Origin of the sequence: Aliidiomarina haloalkalitolerans (assembly GCF_003987315.1) — a bacterium.
GTDB classification, from domain to species: Bacteria; Pseudomonadota; Gammaproteobacteria; order Enterobacterales; family Alteromonadaceae; genus Aliidiomarina; species Aliidiomarina haloalkalitolerans.
On sequence record NZ_PIPI01000003.1, the window covers coordinates 188,686 to 208,968 of the forward strand.

Genomic DNA, 20,283 nt, shown 5'->3' on the forward strand with positions numbered 1-20,283 from the left:
GATCGCTTAGGGTAGGGGGCATTCATTGCTCTGAGGTCAACCGTCGTTCACACTGACTTCTTGGCTGGTTAATAAGGACTGTTCATTTGTTACGCATATGGTGTCGGGTCATCGCACTGGGATCACTGTTGATTGGCAGCTTTTTACTGCCGTCGTATCCTGTGGTGGCCAATGTGACAGTCTTGGAGCAACGTGACTTTGAATTAGAAGCTGAGCTTGACGCGCTGCTCGGCCCAGGTATGTATCCAGCTGATCGTCAAGGCTTTGCCCAGCTTTTAATCGATATTACGCCGACCACACCGGTTTCCACCTATGTCCGTGCGTGGGGCTATCGAGCGTTAGAGCTGGCGCACGCAGAGAAAGCATATGATGCCGCAGAAGAAATTGCGCGAAAACTGCTTGAACATGCGGAAAGAGGCAACAGTGTCGCCGCAATCGCTGAAGTTTATGCGTTAAAAGCGGAAATTTTCGACCTGCAAAACAAGCGCCAGTTGGCGCAACGCGCGGTGGCGGATTTCGAACGTCATAGTCATGACGTGACCAACCCTCGCATTCTATTTTTTGGTCATAATGTCGCTGGGCGAGTACTTGCCAATGCGCAACAGCACGAGCAGGCGCTCGAACACTTTTTGCGAGCCCAGCAGGCGATTGTAAATGATGACCAACAGCAAAACGTTCGCCGTCGGCAATTTCTAAACATGCACATCGCTCGGCTGTATGCGACGATTGAGAATTTCGAAGCCGCTTTGCCAATCGTTCGGTCCGCAATCGACGAAGGCTTGCGCTATCAAGTGCACCACCGGTTACCTGATTTATACTTGGTTCAGGGGTATGTGCTCGGGCATTTAACGTCGCGGTCGGATGCCATTCAGTCCTATCGGCACGCATTATATTGGGCGGAACAAGAAAAGGATGTTCGCATTCAAATTATAGCGCGCAACAATATGGCTTCCGAACTGATTAACGACGCTGATTTTGATGCCGCAGAGGAATTACTTCTCGAGGCAAGGACAGTCGCATATTCCGAGCAACGCCTGCGAGAGCTGCAGTTTGTCGAGTTTAACTTAGCCAACATCGACGTAAAACGGGGCAATTACGCAGCCGGTATTGACCGCATGCTGGCTATTCGCGAAGCCATCGTTAGTCATGGCAACGGCCGTGATGAAGCAGAAGTTCTCTATTATTTAGCACTCGCCTACGGCGAAGCAGGGCTATTTGAAGAACAAGCTAAAACATTGTTAGATCTCCATGATGTCCGCCAACGTCTATTCCGTTCTGACCGTGAGCAGCTCATGGTGGAAATGCAAGCACGCTACGAGGCCCATGACCAAGCGCAACAAATCGCCTTGTTACAACACGAAAATCAATTACGTGAACAGCAATTACAGAATACTCAACTCGTCCGAGGTATCAGTGTTTTGCTGATTCTGGTTTTAGTGTTGGTGTTGATTGTGATTGCCATGGGATACCGAACATCAAGAAAGGCAAATCAGCAACTCAATGAAGCAAACCGCCGCTTGCACCAACAAGCTTTACTCGATCCTTTAACTGGATTAGGTAATCGTCGACATTTCCAGAACTTAATGCAAGCGCGTCGGCAGCAAGCTCATCCAGCATCAAGTGTCTTGATGCTGCTCGACCTCGATCATTTTAAACAAATTAACGATACCCTTGGACATGCTGCCGGCGACGAAGTACTGCGTGATGTCGCTAAGCGGCTGATTAGTGTTTGCGGGGAAGACGCTCATATCATTCGCTGGGGCGGCGAAGAATTTTTAATCTATGCGCCGTGCGCTGCGGCAGCAGAAGCGACAGTACTCACCGAAAACATTTTGATTGCCTTGAACGAAGCGCCGGTGGTGTATAACACTGGAGAAATTGCGGTTCATGCGACCATAGGGACCGTTATGTTGCCTATTTCTGACATTGACGAAACGCAACTCGACTGGGAGAAAGCGCTGCAGCTGGCTGATAATCTTCTTTATGTCGGTAAGTTACAAGGACGCAATCAAGCGCATTGTTTAAAAAGCATTCGGGGCCCTTATCAGACGATCGAAAGCCTGCTCTTTCGCGACTTTAACGCAGCGTTGGAACTTGATGTGCTCGATGTTGTGAAAATTCAAATTGAGGTGAGTGAGCCGGGTTAGGGCTCACTTTGTCCGCCGTCTGACTCTTTCTGTCGTTGGATCAACCGCTCAAGAGACTCAAGTACTTCTGGTGTGAGTGACTTTACATGTAAATCTCGTTGTGGGAATGGAATGGTGATACCCGCCTCTTTGAAGCGCTTGAAAATTTCAATTTTAATCGGCGAGCGCACGCCTTCAAAACCGTTCATTGCGTCAGCAATCCATACGCGCAACTGCAGTTGGATGCCGTTATCACCAAATTCCATTAAACGAGCCACTGGTGCCGGATCTTTTAACACTCGATCGGAAACCAAAGCACATTCTTCCATGATTCGAATGGCTTCTTCAGGGTCGTCATCGTAGCTAATATCAACATTAATTTTAATCCGCGTATTGGTGTCGGAATAGCTCCAGTTGATGACCTCAGAAGTAATGAGGTTCTCATTCGGAATCAAGGTGTCGACCCCTTCCCGGTTACGCAACACAATATAACGCGAGCGTAGCTCTTGCACCCAGCCGAATTGTTCGCCAATGGTAATGACGTCACCAGGTTTCACCGAGCGGTCAAAAATCACAATAAACCCCGAAATAAAATTTGCAGCTATGCGCTGTAAGCCAAAACCTAGCCCCACGCCTAAAGCGCCACCAAAGACGGCGAAGGTTGACATGTCAAAGCCGACAGAGCTTAAAGTGACTAAGACGGCAATGGTAATGAGCGCAAATTTAATGAATTTAATGAGCCCAACGCGAGTACTGGCGTTAAGAGCTTTGGTTTCTGCTAAACGAATTTCAAGAAGATGCGAAATCCAACCGGCGATGGTCAAGGCAATAATAATCAGGAAAAAGAGTTTTAGCCCCGAAAGAATAGACAGTCGAAAATCACCTAAATTCACACCGACGGCATCTAATGCGGCGACTACCTGTGGCAGCAGGTTGAGTAAATAAAGGCCGACGATCACCCAGATGATCCCCGCAATCAGGCTCTCTGAAGCTTTTAAAAGTGGACCGCCTTTCAATGACTTACGCAAAAAATAGACAATTAGTCGAATGGCCGCAAAGGAACTGGTCAACGGTACTAAAACATTCAGAATTGGCGTATCATCGAGCCACAGCTGGAGCACAAACTGGCCTGCCCAGAGGACGATCAGCATGCTTATCGGCCATAGAATTCGCTCTAACGACCGGTACGCTAAGCGTCTTAAGCCAGAGCTCGCGCTACCTGATTCACCCAGTTTAATTAACATACGTCGGCGAGTGTACAGAGCAACGAGAATAGCAATGCAAATCGTTACCCATTGCGGCACTGAGTCGGCGGAATACAAATGCTTTGTCTGTTCGGTAAGCGTTTGTAAAAGAGTTTGTACACTAAGAGTATCGGAACCAAATGATTCGATAGCCATAAAAGGAATTCCTTACTAGATCCGCTGGGTAATATCTGGTATTTCTAAACAAACAACATAAGCTTAACAATAACAACGATTTCGTAAATTGCGAAACAATAATCTCGGCACAGGGATGTGATGGAGTTCTATGCCAATTTTAACTAAATATGCACTGTCCCTCTTCATTCTTGTCTTGTGGTCTGCGCCGGCCGCTGCGGTGCTTAGTGGTCCACTGACACTCTCGTTTGAACCGATCCAAGCACAACGCACCATTATTCACAGCGATTTAGAAGAAGCGCTCGATCTGTATTTAAACCTTGTCGATGATGAAGAACGAGAAGCCGAGCTGACCCGTATTTTGCAGGAGGTTGGCGCGAGTGAGTACCCATCAACTTACATGCGAGCGCAGAGTTATCAGTTCTTTGAGTTTTTGCGGCTGCAAGAGTTAGAGCAAGCAGAAGAACTGTTGGTGGAACTGTTGCCGTTTGCAGAGCAACATCCGTTTGCGGACGTCGTCATAGAATACTATGTCAATTGGCTCGAGTTGCGTCAATTTCAACAGCAAACGTCAGAGATGCTTGCTATTGCTGAACAACTCACGATGATTCTTGATCAAGTACAAAACCCCCGCATTGGCTACTATACAAACATTGTGCTTCTGGGAGTTTTTTCTAGTAATGGTCAATACCAACGTGCCCTGGAGCACGGTTTGCAGTCACTTGAGTGGCTGTCTTTAACTACAGATAATCGCCGTCGAACACGGCGAGTGGCGCTCACCGGCCAAATCACCCAAGTTCATTTGCAGCTGCGCAATTATGATTTAGCTATGGACTTGACGGTACAAGCTATTCAGGAAGCTGAAGAAGGCGAACTTTATGGCTTCTTGCCGGGATTGTATCTTCGCAAGGGCTATATTGAAGGTGTGCTAGGGCAAACCGAGTCGTCAATTGCTAGCCACCGCCGAGCGATCGAGTGGGCTGAACAAATGGAATGGCCCGGTGTTATTTTCACGAGTTTAAATAATATTGCATCGAGTTATATTGAATTAGAAAACTACGATCGAGCGCGAGAAATTCTGCTTGAGACTTATGAACTATTAGAGGCTCATGATGCATTAGGGGATGATGTCGCAATCGCCCATGTTGTTTTGTTCAACCTTGGCTACATCGCCGTCATGACCGACGACTTTTCTGGTATTGAGGCGATTCGTAAGCATACAGACGCGTTGCGCAACCTGTCTGAACCAGGTGAGTTTTATGAACATCTAGAATTTGCTGCGCGGGCCTATGAGCGTGCGGGCATGTACCAAGCACAAGCGCAGACTCTATTGGAACAACGTAATCTAAGGGATACGATTTCGCAGACTGAGCGCGAAGATGCTTTGCGTGAACTCGAAGTGCGTTACCAAGCGCAAGACCGACTGCAGCAAATCGAATTGCTGCAACAACGTAACGATCTGCAAGAACAAATTATTGAAAACAAACAACTGCAGCAGCAAATCTTTATTCTCTTTGGTGTGGTGGTTGTTATGGGCTTGTTTTTACTTGCCTTCTTGTATCGCGCTGCACGCCGAGCGAATTTACGCTTGAAAGTCGCCAACAAACAGCTTGAGTTTCATTCTCGCCGCGACCCGCTAACTGCGTTACTTAATCGTCGTGCATTGCAGGATCATATGACGCACCGCGCTAAAAATGAGCGGCGTCATTCTAATCCTGAGCATCCGGACGGTCTAGTGCTGCTCGACGTCGACTACTTTAAACGAATTAACGATACACATGGTCATGCCGCAGGTGACACTGTATTGAAAGCCCTTAGTGAACGCTTAACGAACTTAGCGCGTTCTAGCGACCTAGTCGTGCGTTGGGGCGGTGAAGAGTTCTTACTTTACTTACCGGGTATGGCGGAAGCTAAATTGCCTGAATTTACCAGCCGAGTGTTACAAGTCATTGGCGAAAAGCCGGTGATACACGAAGGCAAAGAAATTCCAGTGACGGCGACAGCAGGCTTTATTCACTTGCCATTCGCAGGCATTGACGAGTCTGTCTTAGGTTGGGAGCGCGCCCTGCAGATAGCCGACATGGCTCTGTATATTGGTAAAGTTCATGGTCGAAATCGGGCTTATGGTTTGCGTGGTTTGAACAAACCATACGACGATATTAAAGATCAACTTGAACACGACTTGAATGCAGCAATTGAAGAGGGGGTCGTCGATTACGTTCTTATCGAAGGGCCAACACAAAAGCGGGACAGTGAGTCTTAGCTCAGTTGCAAAAGTAGCAGAAAAAAAAGCAGCGTATCAACGCTGCTTTTTTTGTGTGGCAAGAAAAGTCCTAGCGAACCGGTACTTTTTCCCATAAGAACTCAGTCATCATGGTGCGTAAGTGCAACGATGTGCCTTCACCTTCGCGAATACCATGGGTGCGGTTCGGGTACGCCATGAAGCGGAACTGTTTGTTGTGTTTAATCAGTTCGTCTTTCAAGCGCTCGGTGCCTTGGTAGTGCACGTTGTCATCGGCAGTACCATGCACAAGCAACAAGTCACCTTGCAAGTTTGCTGCATGGGTAACCGCTGAGGTTTCTTCGTAGCTATCGGCAGCCTCTGGCAATAACCCTGAGTAACGTTCTTGATAAATGGTGTCATAAAGACGTAAGTCTGGAACTGGCGCAAGAGCTATACCAGCGTGGAACTTGTCTGGATAACGGAACAGCGCATTCAAGGTTTGTGACCCACCACCACTGTGGCCCCACATCGCAACACGATTGCCGTCAATCCAGCTCCAACGGGCCAGCATTTCGTCTAAGGCGTCGGCTTGATCCCGCACGGTGACAATACCGAGTTGCATATAGATCGAATGACGCCAGTCGCGACCACGTGGTGAGCGCGTGCCACGGTTATCGATCGACACCACCACATAACCCAGTTGGGTCATATAGTCATGCCACAGGTAGGTTTGACCTTGCCAAGTATCAGCAACCGTTTGTCCCCATGGCTCACCGTAGATGTACATGATTAACGGATATTGCTTGCTCGGGTCAAAGTCTGCCGGGCGCATGACGTAACCATCAAGCACCAAGCCGTCACGCGCAGTGACTTGGAAAAACTCTGACTGGCTGGTAATTTTCTCGGCTAACGTTGCTTTCAGCGCTTCGTTCATTTCCAATTCGTTAATCACACTGTGGTCCGGTAAGGAGACCATGCGAGTTTCCGTCGGTACACCTTTGCGTGACACGTAATGCAGGGCAAAACGACCATCGCGAGAGACTCGGTAACTATGTGAACCCGACCAATCTGCAGGGGTAATGCGCTCCGCTTCCGAACTGCCGTCTAGTGCCACGCGGAATAAATAACGCTGCAAGGGGTTTTCTGGCGAGGCAATAAACCAGGCATAACCTTGTCCTTGATCATTGGCGACAATCTCGGCAATTTCGATGACGTCATAATCGCCTGAAGTTAACGGGGTTAGGCCGTCGCCATCGCGGTCGAAGCGGTAGAGGTGGCGGTAACCTGAACGCTCGCTTTGCCAGATAAAGCTCTGTCCATTGCGGAAGAAACGCACATCGTCGACTTGCTCGACCCAAGCATTGCTTTGCTCGGTGATTAACGCTTCAGCAGTGCCAGTTTTTGCGTTTGCCAACCAAAACTGCATGAAGTTCTGCGCGCGGTTCATTTGTTGAATCATTAACTCATTGCTATTACCGGCCCATTCCATGCGCACCAAATAGTGGTCGCGAGGGTCACCCGGCAGCTGCATCCAAGTGGTGTCACCACCGTTCGCGGGTAACACGCCAACCCGCAACGACGAGTTCGTTTCACCAACTTTTGGATATGGAAACTCGGTGAGGGTTGGATACAACTCGCTGACGTTGTCGATCATGGTGAACATTGGCACACCGCTAGTGTCCACTTGCCAGTAGGCAATGTGGCTGCCGTCCGGTGACCAACGGAAACCGTCACGCAAATAAAACTCTTCTTCGTTGACCCAATCAAAGGTACCGTTGATGAGGTCACGGTTACCGTCGTGTGTTAGCTGAGTAATGGAGCGCGAGGTTAAATCTTGCACGTAGATATTGTTTTGCATGACATACGCAACTCGCGTGCCGGCAGGGTCAAACTTAGCAAATTGTAAGGTCGACTCCGGTGCATCGCCACCGAGCTGGAACAAGCGACCGTTTTCTCGATTTAGCACCCAGTAATCACCGAGCGTGTGTGTGCGCCACGAGCGTCGCGTGTTGGTGAAAATTAACAGTTGTTGCGCATCTTCCGACCACTGATAATCGGCAATGCGGAGTGGGTCTGCGTCCTCACTTGGGCGCAATAAGTCAGCACTCACTAACACGGTACGCTCGCCAGTCTCAGGATGATAGCGAACAATGTCGCGACCGCCGTTGTCGTTCTGTTCTAAAGTTGTGTAACCGCTACCGTCCGCTAACCAACGTGTGGTCGGGAAGCTTTTCACCGAGAACATGTCGCTGGCATAGATATCCGCTAAGGTGAACGTGGTGTCACTAGGCAGTGGGCTCGTTTGCCCGCGTGGTTGTTCAGTCAATGAGTTGGAGTCGGTGCTAACACAGGCACTGGTAAATAGTGCTGCACTGGCAACCAATGCCATTATTTTTGTTGTTTTTGTGAATCGGTTCATGGAATTTTTCCGTAGGTTTTCGGCCAAAATCACTCTGATTGTAGCGGGTTTTGTGATTGAAGAAAGCCAACTAGTCGAGCTAAAGGTGCGGTTGACCTTGAAATCGAAAGTTTCCGACCGCACGTATAGGGTAATTCACGCGTTATTTTAAAGAGGGTCGTCTTTTGAGCACTGCCAACAATCCATTATTGACCGATTTCTTTCACCCCCCCTTTCCGGCCATTCGTGCAGAACATGTGGAGCCTGCCGTGAGTGAGGCGATTGCGCATTGCAAAGCGGTGATTGGCCAAGTGGTCAACATTGAACAGCCAACTTGGGAAAGCTTGGTTGCGCCGCTTGAACAGGCTGACGATCGCTTAAGTCGTATTTGGTCGCCAATCTCACACATGAACTCGGTGGTGAGTGAAGACGCCATGCGCGCTGCTCACGATGCCTGTTTAGAGTTATTGTCTGACTACTCAACTTGGGTTGGTCAGCATGAAGGCTTGTATAACGCGTATATGAAGCTTGCGCAGAGCGAGGGTTTTTCCGAGTTAAGTACAGCCCAACAACGCGTGATTACCGATACCTTACGCGACTTTGAGCTGTCAGGTGTCGCCTTACCTGCGGAACAGAAAAAGCGTTACGGCGAAATTCAAAACCGTCTTTCACAACTCAGTTCACAATTTAGTAATCAATTGCTGGATGCAACGCACGCGTGGTTTGCTCATGTGACCGACGAGAGCGAGCTTGCTGGTTTACCAGAGAGCGCAGTTGCAGCAGCAGCCGAGGTCGCGCAAGAGAAAGAACTCGACGGTTGGGTGTTTACGCTCGATATTCCGAGTTACTTACCAGTAATGATGTATGCAGAAAATCGTGCGCTCCGGCGAAAAATGTACGAAGCCTACGCAACACGCGCCTCGGACCAAGGCCCGAATGTAGGTGAGTATGATAACTCGAGGATTATCGATGAAACCCTCGCGCTGCGCCATGAGCTTGCTCAGCTCCTTGGTTTTGCCAACTATGCCGAAGTTTCATTAGCAACGAAAATGGCCGACAGTCCGGCTCAAGTTCTCGGTTTCTTGCACGACTTAGCGGAGCGTTCACTGCCGCAAGCACGCAAGGAATTTGAAGAAATCAAAGCGCATGCGGAGCATGAGCATGGCGTGACCGATTTACAAGCATGGGATATTCCATTCTATGCGGAACAACTGAAACAGCAGCAATTCGAAATTTCCGACGAAGTCTTGCGACCTTACTTTCCGGAATCGAACGTTGTTCAAGGCTTGTTTACTGTGGCCGAGCGTTTGTTTGGAATTCGTATCGTCGAAGCGTCAGCACCGACTTGGCATGATCATGTTCGCTATTATGAAATTTACGATGCCGAGAACAATTTGCGTGCAGGTTTTTACCTCGACTTATACGCGCGCTCGAAAAAGCGCGGCGGTGCATGGATGGCCGACTGCGCTGTCCGTCGACGCTTGCCGGACGGTCAGCTGCAGCTGCCTCTTGCGTACTTGACGTGTAATTTCAATAAACCGATTGGCGACAAACCGGCACTCTTCACCCACGACGAGGTGATTACCTTGTTCCATGAGTTTGGTCACGGTCTTCATCACATGCTAACGAAAATCGATGTAGCTGGGGTGTCGGGCATTAACGGCGTTGCCTGGGATGCGGTTGAGTTACCGAGCCAGTTTTTAGAGAACTGGTGCTGGGAGCCAGAGGCGCTTGCATTTATTTCCGGCCATTACGAAACCGGTGAGCCACTGCCACAGGATTTATTGGATAAAATGCTGGCCGCACGTAACTTCCAAGCCGCAATGCAAATGGTCCGGCAACTTGAGTTTTCGTTGTTTGACATGCGTATTCACCAAGAATTCGATGCTGAGCAAGGTGCGCGAGTACAAGCTATCTTGGATGATGTGCGGAGTCAGGTTGCTGTGGTGGTGCCGCCAACGTATAACCGTTTCCAACATAGCTTTGGCCACATTTTTGCTGGTGGCTATGCGGCGGGCTATTACAGCTATAAATGGGCCGAAGTTCTGTCCGCTGATGCTTATGCGCGCTTTGAAGAAGAAGGCATTTTTAATGCCGACACTGGGCGTGATTTCCTTCAGCACATTCTCGAAATGGGCGGTAGTAAAGACGCGATGGAATTATTTAAAGCCTTCCGTGGTCGTGAGCCCGATATCGCGCCATTGCTACGTCATTCGGGTATTGCCTCGGCCGCATAATTGCTTGTGTGACAACTCGAATCAAAATCAAGGGCCGATGGTTTTTCCATCGGCCCTTTTTTCAGTGGAATATGTGATTGTGGCTGAAGCGACTATCACGTCGCGTAAGCTAAAACTAAACGAACGATGCCAGCAACCGCCGCTACGAAAGCCACTAACAAAATAATAAAAACAATAATATAAGCAAGCGGATTGCCTTGGGAAAAATCACGCCGACGATTTGCTTCAGTTTGTACACCAAACAAAGCTGCAAGCACACTCCAGACAATGGCCCAAAGACCCGGCTGGTTGTTTTTCTCTTCGTGTTTATTGGGCATAGACTCTTGGTGTTGCATTGTTCGATTTGTCCTCACGTTGGGCTTCGCTAGTTTACATAGCTCTTGTCGGGATAGAGTCCAGACTTGCTAACCTGATTATGTGGTCATAGCTTAACTTTACATACCATAACAAGGAGTTAATGTGATTAATAGGATATTTAAATGCAGCCTTTTTATATTACTTTCCCTGTCCTTCAGCTTCCCCTCTCTATCAAACACAAATGGCTCTGTTTGCGATCAGTCGACTTGTGTCCATTGTATTAATGGATTCTGCATGACGTGTGATTTAGAGACAAGCAGTTGTAAGCCGCTAGTTTCGAAGCCTTGAGCGAGGTATCAATGTATTATTTTATCGTTTTGCTATTCCTTTCAAACTTTCTCAACGTCGAACCAGACAAGGATATCCAAGCTAGCAGAATTAGCTCTTATCAGGTATCAATGTCAGATTTGATGGTCTTGATGAATGAAAGTTCGCTTGAAATTAGCTACCCGTTCGTTTTATTGTTTGATGAATGCGGGGACTGCAAGAAACTTACGATCACAATTTTGAAATCAATGATTTAAAACGATTTTTAGAAATGCAAAATCGAGTACATTGTGACTCAAAGGATGCATTTTTTGAGGGGCTCCTTCAGTTAACATCAGAGCAGTTGACCGACCAACGCGAAACAATCTTTATTCTGACGATCACTGATGACTTTTGCACTGCCTGCGCAGAGTTAAAGGCCGAAATTAATGAGTGGGGTCAAAAAGAGACTATACGCATCGTTAATCTTGAGGCTCAATTTAAATAAAAGACGTATTTCTTGACATTATAAGTCGAATTGATTGCAACTGACGGAAGAAGGAATTACGTGTGCAACGGATCACTCACTTCATTTACCTGATGGTGATTACCACATTAGTGCTCTTGTTGATACGTGATACATTCAAACACGAGCACCGAATAACCAACAACCCGAGCAGAATCGTTCAAGTTGAGCTCGATATGAATACAGAGTGTCGTACATTCCTCGAGCTTGTTGATAACGGTTCTGCACAAACTGGGGTACAGCTTGATGAGTTAGATTTGAAGGGCGAAGACTCGGGACTTGCCGGCAGTGAGTCAGAACAACAGTCATTGCAGCAACAAATCATGCAACACCAAGAACCCATACTTACAACAAGTCAGCAAGTCGCACAGGAAATTCAGCAAAAGGCTGGGCGTTTTGAAGCAGAGTCGACGGACCAAAGCTGGTCATACGCAGCAGAGCAGAACATTACAGACTTATTCATGAATGAAGAAGCGTTACGCGATTTTAGTGTCGATGATGTTGAATGTCGCAACGAAACATGTGCCTTAACAATCAATAATATGGGTAATGAACCATTCTTAGCCTTTATGATGATTCAGCGAGCAGTGAGTACACAGTCGTGGTATCCAGAAAGTGGAACGACGACTCTTCAAGTTGGTGAGAATGGTCAACCACATAGAATTTTCTTCAAGTTACGCTGATTTTTTAGCAAATTCGTCGGAAGCTCATACCTTTATGAGCATTAAGAAATTACGTGAATCAAAAGCGCTCACTTGTTAAACTAGCCGCCGACTTTCAAATTGCAAGAAGGCTTGTGACTATGCGCGAATTCTTAATTGCCCCGTCGATTCTGTCAGCCGACTTTGCCCGTTTAGGCGAAGACGTTGAAAATGTCTTGGCAGCAGGAGCGGACGTCGTGCATTTCGATGTCATGGATAACCACTTCGTACCGAATTTAACGATTGGCCCGATGGTCTGTGATGCTTTGCGCAATTACGGTATTACCGCGCCGATTGATGTGCACTTAATGGTCGACCCGGTCGATGCACTGGTGCCGCAGTTCGCCAAGGCTGGCGCCAGTATGATCACCTTCCACCCAGAAGCGTCAGTGCATATTGACCGTACCTTGCAGTTGATTCGAGATCACGGCTGTAAATCGGGTTTAGTTTTTAACCCAGCAACGCCGCTGCATTACCTCGACTACGTAATGGACAAGGTCGACATTATTTTGCTGATGTCGGTTAACCCCGGTTTCGGTGGCCAGTCTTTTATTCCGCAAACGTTGGACAAGCTGCGCGAAGCGCGCAAGCGCATTGACGACAGCGGTTATGATATTTTATTAGAAGTCGACGGTGGTGTGAAAGTCGACAATATTCGTGAAATTGCAGCAGCTGGTGCGGACATGTTTGTCGCTGGTTCGGCCATTTTCAACCAACCCGATTATGCCGAAGTGATTACGCAAATGCGTGCAGAACTGGCGGCAAGTGGTCGAAATTAATGTGAGAGCCACTGTTTTAGAACATGAGCAAAGTGAATTCTATTCATGTTCACAGTGGGTTAACCTGAATGAGATTCAGGTTAGATAAGAATTTGGTAATTACAGGTAAAAAAATAATGAGCAAACCCGTTGTATTAAGTGGCTGTCAGCCGTCAGGGCAATTAACCATTGGCAATTACATGGGCGCATTGCGTCAGTGGGTCAATATGCAAGACAGCCATGACTGTCACTTTATGTTGGTCGACCTGCATGCAATTACCGTTCGCCAAGACCCAGTCGCCCTGCGCAATGCAACCTTGGATGGCTTAGCCCTGTATATGGCGTGTGGCTTGGATCCTGAGCGCAGTACTCTGTTTTTGCAGTCGCATGTACCGGAACATTCCCAATTAGCGTGGGTACTGAATTGTTACACCCAAATGGGTGAGCTGAATCGGATGACTCAGTATAAAGACAAGTCACAGAAGCAAGAGTCGAATATGAATGCGGGTTTGTTTACCTACCCGGTGCTCATGGCCGCTGATATTCTCTTGTATAACGCCAATGAAGTGCCGGTCGGCAATGACCAAAAGCAGCACCTTGAGTTAGCGCGTGATGTGGCGACCCGCTTTAATAATATTTATGGCGATATCTTTGTCGTGCCAGAACCATTTATTCCGCAGCACGGTGCGCGAATTATGAGTTTGCAGGACCCAACCAAGAAGATGTCGAAGTCGGACGACAACGCCAATAACTTTATTGGTTTGCTCGAAGAGCCGAAGAAAATCGCCAAGAAAATTAAACGCGCAGTGACCGATTCAGACGAGCAAGCGCGGATTTACTTTAACCCTGAAGAAAAGCCGGGCGTGTCAAATTTATTGACGCTGTTGGCGGGCGCAACCGGCCGCAGTATTGATGACCTAGTACCTGAGTATGAAGGTAAAATGTACGGTCATTTAAAAGGGGACGTAGCTGATGCGGTGGTGGCATTTTTGGAGCCAATGCAAGCGCGCTTCCAAGAAATACGGGCAGACGAAGCCATGATGGATGCGGTATTGGCAAAAGGGGCTATGAAGGCCCGTGAAGTGGCCGCTGACACTGTCCGACGCGTGTATGACGCGGTGGGCTTTGTGTTACCACGCTAATAATTTTTCAAAAGCCACCGTTATGGTGGCTTTTTGCTCTAACACGAAGGAGAAAATAAAAATGGGATTGGGATTATCTTTTATCGGCTTAGCCGTGGTGGCGGTATTAGTCATCCTCGGTGTGATTAAAGCCTACGAAATTATTATGAAAAACAACAAGAAAAAAGAGGACTAAAGCGTGGCGAAAGGAACTAGCGTTAAACTTGTAATCGGCTTTGTGGTCGGTGTATTTGTACTACTATTATCGGTCGGCAGTTTTTATACCGTCGACGAAGGTGAACGGGGTGCCGTCATTCGTTACGGTAGTTTAATCAAGATTTCCGACCCGGGACTTCATTTTAAAATTCCATTGGTTGACAGTATTCGCAAAATCTCTGTGCAGGAACAAGTTGAACTGTATCGCAACATGGAAGCTTACAGTAACGATCAACAGCCAGCGGTGATGAATTTATCGGTGCGTTATCAAATTGATAGCAGCCGAGTTGACGAAGTTTATCGGAACTTTGGTACGCGCCAAGCTTTGATTGATCGCCAGGTCACGCGTATTGTATTGGAAGAAGCAAAAACTGTACTAGGTCAATTTAATGCGGCCACGTCGATTCGTGAGCGTGGCCGTTTAAACGCAGAAATGGCCGCTGCGGTTCAGCGTTCAGTCACCGGGCCAGTGATTATCCTTGGTGTGCAAGTTGAAGACGTGTCGTTCAGTGCCGCCTATGAGGAAAGCGTTGAGCAGCGTATGCTTGCCGAAGTTGCGGTTGAACGTGAGCGCCAGAACCTTGAGCGTGAGCGCGTCGAAGCGGATATCGTGCGGACTCGTGCCGCAGCCGAAGCAGACCGGGTGCGTGCGCAAGCGCAAGCAGAAGCGGACAGTATTCGTTTACGCGGTAACGCGGAAGCGGAAGCAATTCGCGAGCGTGCAGCGGCACTCGCTGACAATCCGCTGTTGGTTGAGTTGGTGAAAGCGGAAGCATGGGACGGTAAATTGCCGACCACTATGCTGCCGAATAGCACAGTACCGTTTATCGAAGCCAATAAGCAGTAAGACCAGAAAGCGGACCGGCCGCACACTTATCTAAGATGATCGGTGGCGGTTCGGGCTCTGGGGACGGGTGGCAGCAACATGCTGCCCGCTACCGCTCTGCCCATGATTGGCATGGGTGCCGATTTTCTTGCTTGCGCGCTATTTTCGGAGGAACAACGTATGCCATCTACAGCACCTAATCCTCAATCAGAGAGTAGCCTGCAGCTTGTTCAAGAAAAGCTCGGAAAACCCTACTTCGATTTCGAGTTCTTACTCGAATGTTTACAGGAAGTGCTTATCGAAAATGGTGAGGAGGCGCTGTTACCCGACTTACCTTGGCGCAATTCCCCAGAACAACAGTGCGAGCCGTTCTCCCCGAAACACATTCAAATGTATTCAATTATTTTCCAAATGTTGAATATGGCTGAGATTAACGGTGCGGTACAGAATCGGCGGAAAGTCGAAGATAAAAAGTCATTAGCGGCAGTGAATGGCTTATGGGGCGAGCGCTTACAAACCTTGCTTCATGCAGGTTTGAGTGCCGCAGATATCGCCCAACAACTGCCGCAAGTACGTGTGGAGCCGGTACTTACCGCGCACCCCACCGAAGCAAAACGCGCAACTGTTCTTGAGCATCACCGTGAGTTGTATCTCTTACTGGTAAAACGCGAGAACCAAATGTGGACGACTCGCGAGCAAGCAGAAATACGCAATGAGATTAAGCTTGTACTTGAGCGGCTATGGCGCACAGGGGAGATTTTTCTAGAAAAGCCTGATGTTGAATCTGAGCTACGCAACGTCATGCATTATCTTACAAATGTATTTCCTGACGTGATCGAGCTCGTAGACAAGCGCTTATTGCAAGCGTGGGAATATTTGAACTTAGATCCCGCCTTACTGCGCCAAGCAAGTCAATTCCCCAAGCTATCATTTGGTAATTGGGTGGGCGGGGATCGTGACGGCCACCCATTTATTACGGATGAAGTCACCGCACAAACCCTTAAATCACTGCGCTTGAACGCCTTTGTCATTGTGCGTCGAGCGCTCGTGAAGTTGGTCACACACCTCAGTTTTTCTTGTCACTACAGCGAAACCACCCCGGAGCTACAACAACGCATTGATGAAATGCTAGGTGAATTGGGCGATGCGGGCAAACAAAGTTATCAACGCAATCGCGGTGAGGTGTTCCGCCAATTTGTGAACTTATGTATCACCAAGTTACCACTTGATGTGAAACGTGAGCACGCCACAGAATTGAATGAACGCCCCGGTAGTTACCGCTTCGCAAAAGACCTGATTGCCGATCTCGAACTGCTCCAGCAAGCCTTGTTCGCTTATGGCGCGAAGGCAGTAGCACAACATGATATAAACCGGGCTATCCGCATCGTCGAAACGTTTGGCTTTCACCTTGCTAAATTAGATATCCGTCAAAACAGTAGTTTTCATGACAAAGCCTTAGCGCAACTACTTGATAGCTCTTCAGAAAGCGGTGAGAAGTTTTTACGGTGGAGCAAACAGGAGCGGTTATCGTTCATCAACCAAGAGCTCGGTAAGAATCGTCCGTTTACTTATCATAAAACGCCACTGCCCAACGAAGCGAATGCTGCGGTAAAAGCGCTGCGTGTGGTGGCAGAGTATGTCGAACACTATGGAACCGACGGAATCGGCTCGTTGATTGTCAGCATGACTCGAGACGTATCTGACCTGCTGGTGGTTTATTTGCTTGCCCGCGAAGCTGGCTTGACCGAAAACACGGCAGATGGCTTGCGTTGCAAAATTCCAGTTGTTCCGCTATTTGAAACCATTGAAGATCTGCAAAATAGCGCGCAAATAATGGCGGAGTTTTTCTCTCACCCAGTGACCCAGCGTAGTTTGGCCTACCATCAAGAGCTCAATAACAATGAGGCGCCGGTGCAGCAAATTATGGTGGGCTACAGCGACAGCAATAAAGATGGCGGAATCATCGCCAGCCAGTGGGGGCTGTACACAGCACAAGAAAAGCTGACCGAGCTCGGTAACGCTCGCGGCATTAAAATTCGCTTTTTCCATGGTAAAGGTGGGTCAATTAGCCGTGGCGCGGGGCCAACTAATTGGTTTATTCAAGCGCTGCCGCCCAACTCAGTAGGTGGCGATCTACGCCTAACCGAGCAAGGGGAAACCATTTCACAGAAATATGCGAACACGCTCAACGCCAGTTCGAATATAGAAATGCTGATGGCCAGTGCGACTGCTGCGACGATTCTCGATCAACGCAACGCGCAGCAGAAGCCAAATGCTCATCAAAAAACCTGGGATTATTTGGCGCAAAAAAGCAAAGACTTTTATCAACAGCTGATCCAAAACCCTTATTTTCTAGGCTATTTCGGTGCCGCAACACCCATTGACGCGATTGAAAGTAGCCGCATTGGCTCGCGCCCTGCGCGGCGAACGGGAACCCGCACGTTACAAGACCTGCGCGCTATTCCTTGGGTCTTCAGTTGGGCGCAATCGCGTTACAATATTACCAGTTGGTATGGCGTCGGTTATACGTTTACCCAATTAAAACAGGAGCAACCGGAAGCATTTGCAGCCTTGAAAGCATCGATTGCGACCGACCCACTGTTGAAATATGTGCTCACCAATGTGGACACATCGCTTGCGGCCTCCAACATCGCTGTTATGGAAGCGTATGCTAACTTAGTTGCCGATAAGGAAACGCGTAACGCCATTTATCCATTACTTTGTGAAGAGCTGCAGCGGACACGCAACATCATCGATGAGATTTTCGCAAAGCCGTTCCCTGAGCGCCGTCCTAACCATTACTATTCAAACCTATTGCGCGAGGAAGCCCTGCAACCCTTGCACCGTACGCAATTGAATTTACTTGCACAGTGGCGTCAGCAAAAAGATGCAGGCACGAGCGAAGCGCAACAGGAACAAACGCTATTAACCTTACTGATGAGCATTAACGGCATCGCAAGTGCTTTGAGAAACACCGGCTAATGGGCTTTTCAGACATCAAGGCGCTAAACTGATTAGCGCCTTTTTCTTTTCATTTCGCCACTAAACTAGGTATGATTCGCTGCCATGAACGGCGGGGTTTGAAATTTCAGGCAAGGGTAAGTTTGAATCATGCGTGAGCTCTTAATGCTAGACAACTACGACTCCTTTACTCACAACTTAGTGCGTTATTTTCGCGAGTTGGGTCAAGACGTTCGTGTTGAGCGCAACGACGCACTCACAGTTGCTGAAATTCGTGCGTTAAACCCTGCTGGTTTGGTGATTTCACCGGGGCCGTGTACGCCCAATGAGGCCGGCGTTTGCTTGCAAGCCATTCAAGAACTGGCTGGTGAAATACCGATTCTGGGTGTCTGTCTGGGTCACCAAGCAATTGGCCAAGCATTCGGGGCCCAAGTTGTGCGCGCCCAAGAAGTCATGCACGGCAAGTTGTCACGGGTGCGGCACATTGACAGTGTTTTAATGCAAGATATTCCCGAATTCTTCACGGTTGTTCGCTACCATTCCCTCGTGCTGGCGCCCGAGTCACTGCCAGACTGCCTACGTGCAACAGCGTGGGTAGCCGATGACGGGATGACAGCGGAAATTATGGCATTAGAACACAAAAACTTGCCAATTTTTGGGGTGCAATTTCATCCAGAATCGGTCCTCAGTGAAGAGGGCCACAAAGTCCTTTGGAACTTCCTCAGAGTACTGCCAAACTTCAATGAAAATCAAAGCTTTACTGATTTTGCAGCAACCTTAGAACAACACCCTCAAACTGTCCGCTAGCAGACCCAGTCTGCATACTTATGCGGGCAGTTCGCAATTCTAAATTGAGTCGCTCGATTCTTCCGGAAACTCCCTCGCCCGAGCACAGACATTTGCTTTTGAACATGCCATAATGTGCGGATAAATGACTTGTCTGTACAATTCGATTTTCGGCAACAGGAGAAGCTTTTTTATGTCAGATCACATGCCAGTAACGCGTGCACTTTTCGACCAGGTGATGGTACCCAACTACAATCCAGCTGCGATGATTCCAGTGCGCGGTGAAGGCTCGCGAGTCTGGGATCAGGACGGTCGCGAATACGTTGATTTTGCCGGTGGTATTGCGGTGAGCTGCCTTGGTCACTGCCATCCGGTCATGGTCAATGCACTGACTGAGCAGGCCAATAAGCTCTGGCATTTAAGTAACGTGCTGACCAACGAACCAGCTCTGCGTTTGGCTAAGAAACTAACCGACGCAACGTTTGCTGAGCGGGTTTATTATGCGAACTCAGGTGCCGAAGCCAACGAAGCAGCACTGAAACTTGCGCGTCGCTGGGCACTTGAAGTGCACGGTGAGAACAAGCAAGAGATTATCGCTTTCCACAAAGGTTTTCATGGTCGCACATTCTTTACCGTCACCGTCGGCGGTCAGCCAGCTTATTCTGACGGGTTCGGTCCAAAGCCAGGTGGTGTCCAACACGTTGAGTTCAACAACCTCGAAAGTCTTGCTGCAGTCATGTCTGACAAGACCTGTGCGGTGATGATCGAGCCGTTACAAGGTGAGGGCGGGGTTGTACCAGGTAACGAAGCTTTCTTAAAAGGTGTACGTGAGCTGTGTGACCAACACCAAGCGTTGCTTATTTTTGATGAAGTCCAAACTGGCTTTGGTCGCACGGGCACCCTTTATGCTTATGAGCAAACTGGTGTCACACCAGATATTTTAACCACGGCAAAAGCGCTTGGTGGGGGTTTCCCAATTGGCGCCATGTTAACGACGGCGGCCATTGCAGCACATTTAAAGCCGGGTACTCACGGCAGTACTTACGGCGGTAACCCACTGGCTTGCGCTGTGTCTGAAGCGGTCATGAGTGTGGTGAATACCAAGGAAGTGCTCGACGGTGTGAAACAACGCGAGCAGTGGTTCCGTGACGCGCTGGCAAAAATCAACGACAAATACCAAGTCTTTAAAGAGGTTCGTGGTATGGGCTTGTTGCTTGGCGCTGAGTTAAACGACAAGTTCAAGGGTAAGGCTCGTGATTTCCTTAACGCTGGTGCAGACGAAGGCGTGATGGTTCTGGTTGCCGGTATGGATGTGATTCGTTTCACACCGTCATTGATTATTAGCGAAACGGATATCGCCCAAGGTATGGCGCGTTTCGAACAAGCAGTTGCCAAGGTTGTTGCTGCCCACGCTTAACGAA

The 20,283-nt window shown here is 48.5% G+C and carries 14 protein-coding genes; 11 read left to right on the forward strand and 3 right to left on the reverse strand.

The window, feature by feature from the left end; genetic code table 11:
• Positions 1-86: 86 nt before the first annotated feature.
• Positions 87-2,147, forward strand: a complete 2,061-nt coding sequence (locus CWE06_RS06570; RefSeq protein ID WP_126792387.1) for a tetratricopeptide repeat-containing diguanylate cyclase — start codon at positions 87-89, stop codon at positions 2,145-2,147.
• Here the strand turns inward: CWE06_RS06570 and CWE06_RS06575 are convergent.
• Positions 2,144-3,526 (reverse strand): mechanosensitive ion channel family protein, encoded by a 1,383-nt coding sequence (locus CWE06_RS06575; RefSeq protein ID WP_126792389.1) that lies wholly within the window; start codon positions 3,524-3,526, stop codon positions 2,144-2,146. The genes CWE06_RS06570 and CWE06_RS06575 overlap by 4 nt on opposite strands.
• 130 nt (positions 3,527-3,656) lie before the next feature.
• Between CWE06_RS06575 and CWE06_RS06580 the strand changes: the two genes are divergently transcribed.
• On the forward strand, positions 3,657-5,768 hold the full coding sequence (locus CWE06_RS06580; RefSeq protein ID WP_126792391.1) for a tetratricopeptide repeat-containing diguanylate cyclase: 2,112 nt from the start codon (positions 3,657-3,659) through the stop codon (positions 5,766-5,768).
• A 70-nt stretch (positions 5,769-5,838) separates the two neighbouring features.
• Here CWE06_RS06580 and CWE06_RS06585 read toward each other — a convergent pair whose 3' ends face one another.
• On the reverse strand, positions 5,839-8,148 hold the full coding sequence (locus tag CWE06_RS06585; RefSeq protein WP_241972502.1) for a S9 family peptidase: 2,310 nt from the start codon (positions 8,146-8,148) through the stop codon (positions 5,839-5,841).
• Between the two features lie 164 nt (positions 8,149-8,312).
• Between CWE06_RS06585 and prlC the strand changes: the two genes are divergently transcribed.
• On the forward strand, positions 8,313-10,364 hold the full coding sequence (prlC, locus tag CWE06_RS06590; RefSeq protein ID WP_126792393.1) for an oligopeptidase A: 2,052 nt from the start codon (positions 8,313-8,315) through the stop codon (positions 10,362-10,364).
• A gap of 95 nt (positions 10,365-10,459) precedes the next feature.
• On the opposite strand, the gene CWE06_RS06595 is transcribed toward prlC, so the two are convergent.
• Positions 10,460-10,699 carry a DUF2970 domain-containing protein gene (locus CWE06_RS06595; RefSeq protein WP_241972503.1) on the reverse strand — a complete coding sequence of 80 codons (240 nt, stop codon included), beginning with the start codon at positions 10,697-10,699 and terminating at the stop codon, positions 10,460-10,462.
• Between the two features lie 494 nt (positions 10,700-11,193).
• On the opposite strand from CWE06_RS06595, the gene CWE06_RS12390 reads away from it, so the two are divergent.
• The 8 genes from CWE06_RS12390 (at position 11,194) to CWE06_RS06630 (ending at position 20,279) form a co-directional block, all read left to right on the forward strand.
• A complete protein-coding gene (locus tag CWE06_RS12390; protein WP_157981150.1) occupies positions 11,194-11,475 on the forward strand; it encodes a hypothetical protein in 282 nt (93 codons plus the stop codon).
• A 62-nt stretch (positions 11,476-11,537) separates the two neighbouring features.
• Positions 11,538-12,176: a hypothetical protein gene (locus CWE06_RS06600; RefSeq protein WP_126792395.1), complete on the forward strand. Its 639-nt coding sequence runs from the start codon at positions 11,538-11,540 to the stop codon at positions 12,174-12,176.
• A 119-nt stretch (positions 12,177-12,295) separates the two neighbouring features.
• Positions 12,296-12,973, forward strand: coding sequence for a ribulose-phosphate 3-epimerase (gene rpe, locus CWE06_RS06605; RefSeq protein WP_126792397.1), 678 nt, complete (start codon positions 12,296-12,298; stop codon positions 12,971-12,973).
• A gap of 116 nt (positions 12,974-13,089) precedes the next feature.
• Complete coding sequence (trpS, locus tag CWE06_RS06610) at positions 13,090-14,094, forward strand: tryptophan--tRNA ligase (protein WP_126792399.1); 1,005 nt, start codon at positions 13,090-13,092, stop codon at positions 14,092-14,094.
• 178 nt (positions 14,095-14,272) lie between these two features.
• Positions 14,273-15,136 (forward strand): prohibitin family protein, encoded by an 864-nt coding sequence (locus CWE06_RS06615; RefSeq protein WP_126792401.1) that lies wholly within the window; start codon positions 14,273-14,275, stop codon positions 15,134-15,136.
• Between the two features lie 159 nt (positions 15,137-15,295).
• Positions 15,296-18,097 carry a phosphoenolpyruvate carboxylase gene (locus CWE06_RS06620; protein ID WP_126792403.1) on the forward strand — a complete coding sequence of 934 codons (2,802 nt, stop codon included), beginning with the start codon at positions 15,296-15,298 and terminating at the stop codon, positions 18,095-18,097.
• 129 nt (positions 18,098-18,226) lie between these two features.
• Positions 18,227-18,883 carry an anthranilate synthase component II gene (locus CWE06_RS06625; protein ID WP_198679059.1) on the forward strand — a complete coding sequence of 219 codons (657 nt, stop codon included), beginning with the start codon at positions 18,227-18,229 and terminating at the stop codon, positions 18,881-18,883.
• A gap of 184 nt (positions 18,884-19,067) precedes the next feature.
• Entirely contained in the window at positions 19,068-20,279 is a 1,212-nt protein-coding gene (locus tag CWE06_RS06630) for an aspartate aminotransferase family protein (protein ID WP_126792499.1), read from the forward strand.
• Positions 20,280-20,283: the final 4 nt, after the last annotated feature.

Bases quoted from the DNA above. Each gene is read 5' to 3' on its own strand.
- CWE06_RS06575 (WP_126792389.1), bottom strand. From the start codon at position 3,526: ATGGCTATCGAATCATTTGGTTCCGATACTCTTAGTGTACAAACTCTT.
- CWE06_RS06580 (WP_126792391.1), top strand. From the start codon at position 3,657: ATGCCAATTTTAACTAAATATGCACTGTCCCTCTTCATTCTTGTCTTG.
- CWE06_RS06585 (WP_241972502.1), bottom strand. From the start codon at position 8,148: ATGAACCGATTCACAAAAACAACAAAAATAATGGCATTGGTTGCCAGT.
- CWE06_RS06595 (WP_241972503.1), bottom strand. From the start codon at position 10,699: ATGCAACACCAAGAGTCTATGCCCAATAAACACGAAGAGAAAAACAAC.
- CWE06_RS12390 (WP_157981150.1), top strand. From the start codon at position 11,194: ATGCGGGGACTGCAAGAAACTTACGATCACAATTTTGAAATCAATGAT.
- rpe (WP_126792397.1), top strand. From the start codon at position 12,296: ATGCGCGAATTCTTAATTGCCCCGTCGATTCTGTCAGCCGACTTTGCC.
- trpS (WP_126792399.1), top strand. From the start codon at position 13,090: ATGAGCAAACCCGTTGTATTAAGTGGCTGTCAGCCGTCAGGGCAATTA.
- CWE06_RS06620 (WP_126792403.1), top strand. From the start codon at position 15,296: ATGCCATCTACAGCACCTAATCCTCAATCAGAGAGTAGCCTGCAGCTT.
- CWE06_RS06625 (WP_198679059.1), top strand. From the start codon at position 18,227: ATGCGTGAGCTCTTAATGCTAGACAACTACGACTCCTTTACTCACAAC.
- CWE06_RS06630 (WP_126792499.1), top strand. From the start codon at position 19,068: ATGCCAGTAACGCGTGCACTTTTCGACCAGGTGATGGTACCCAACTAC.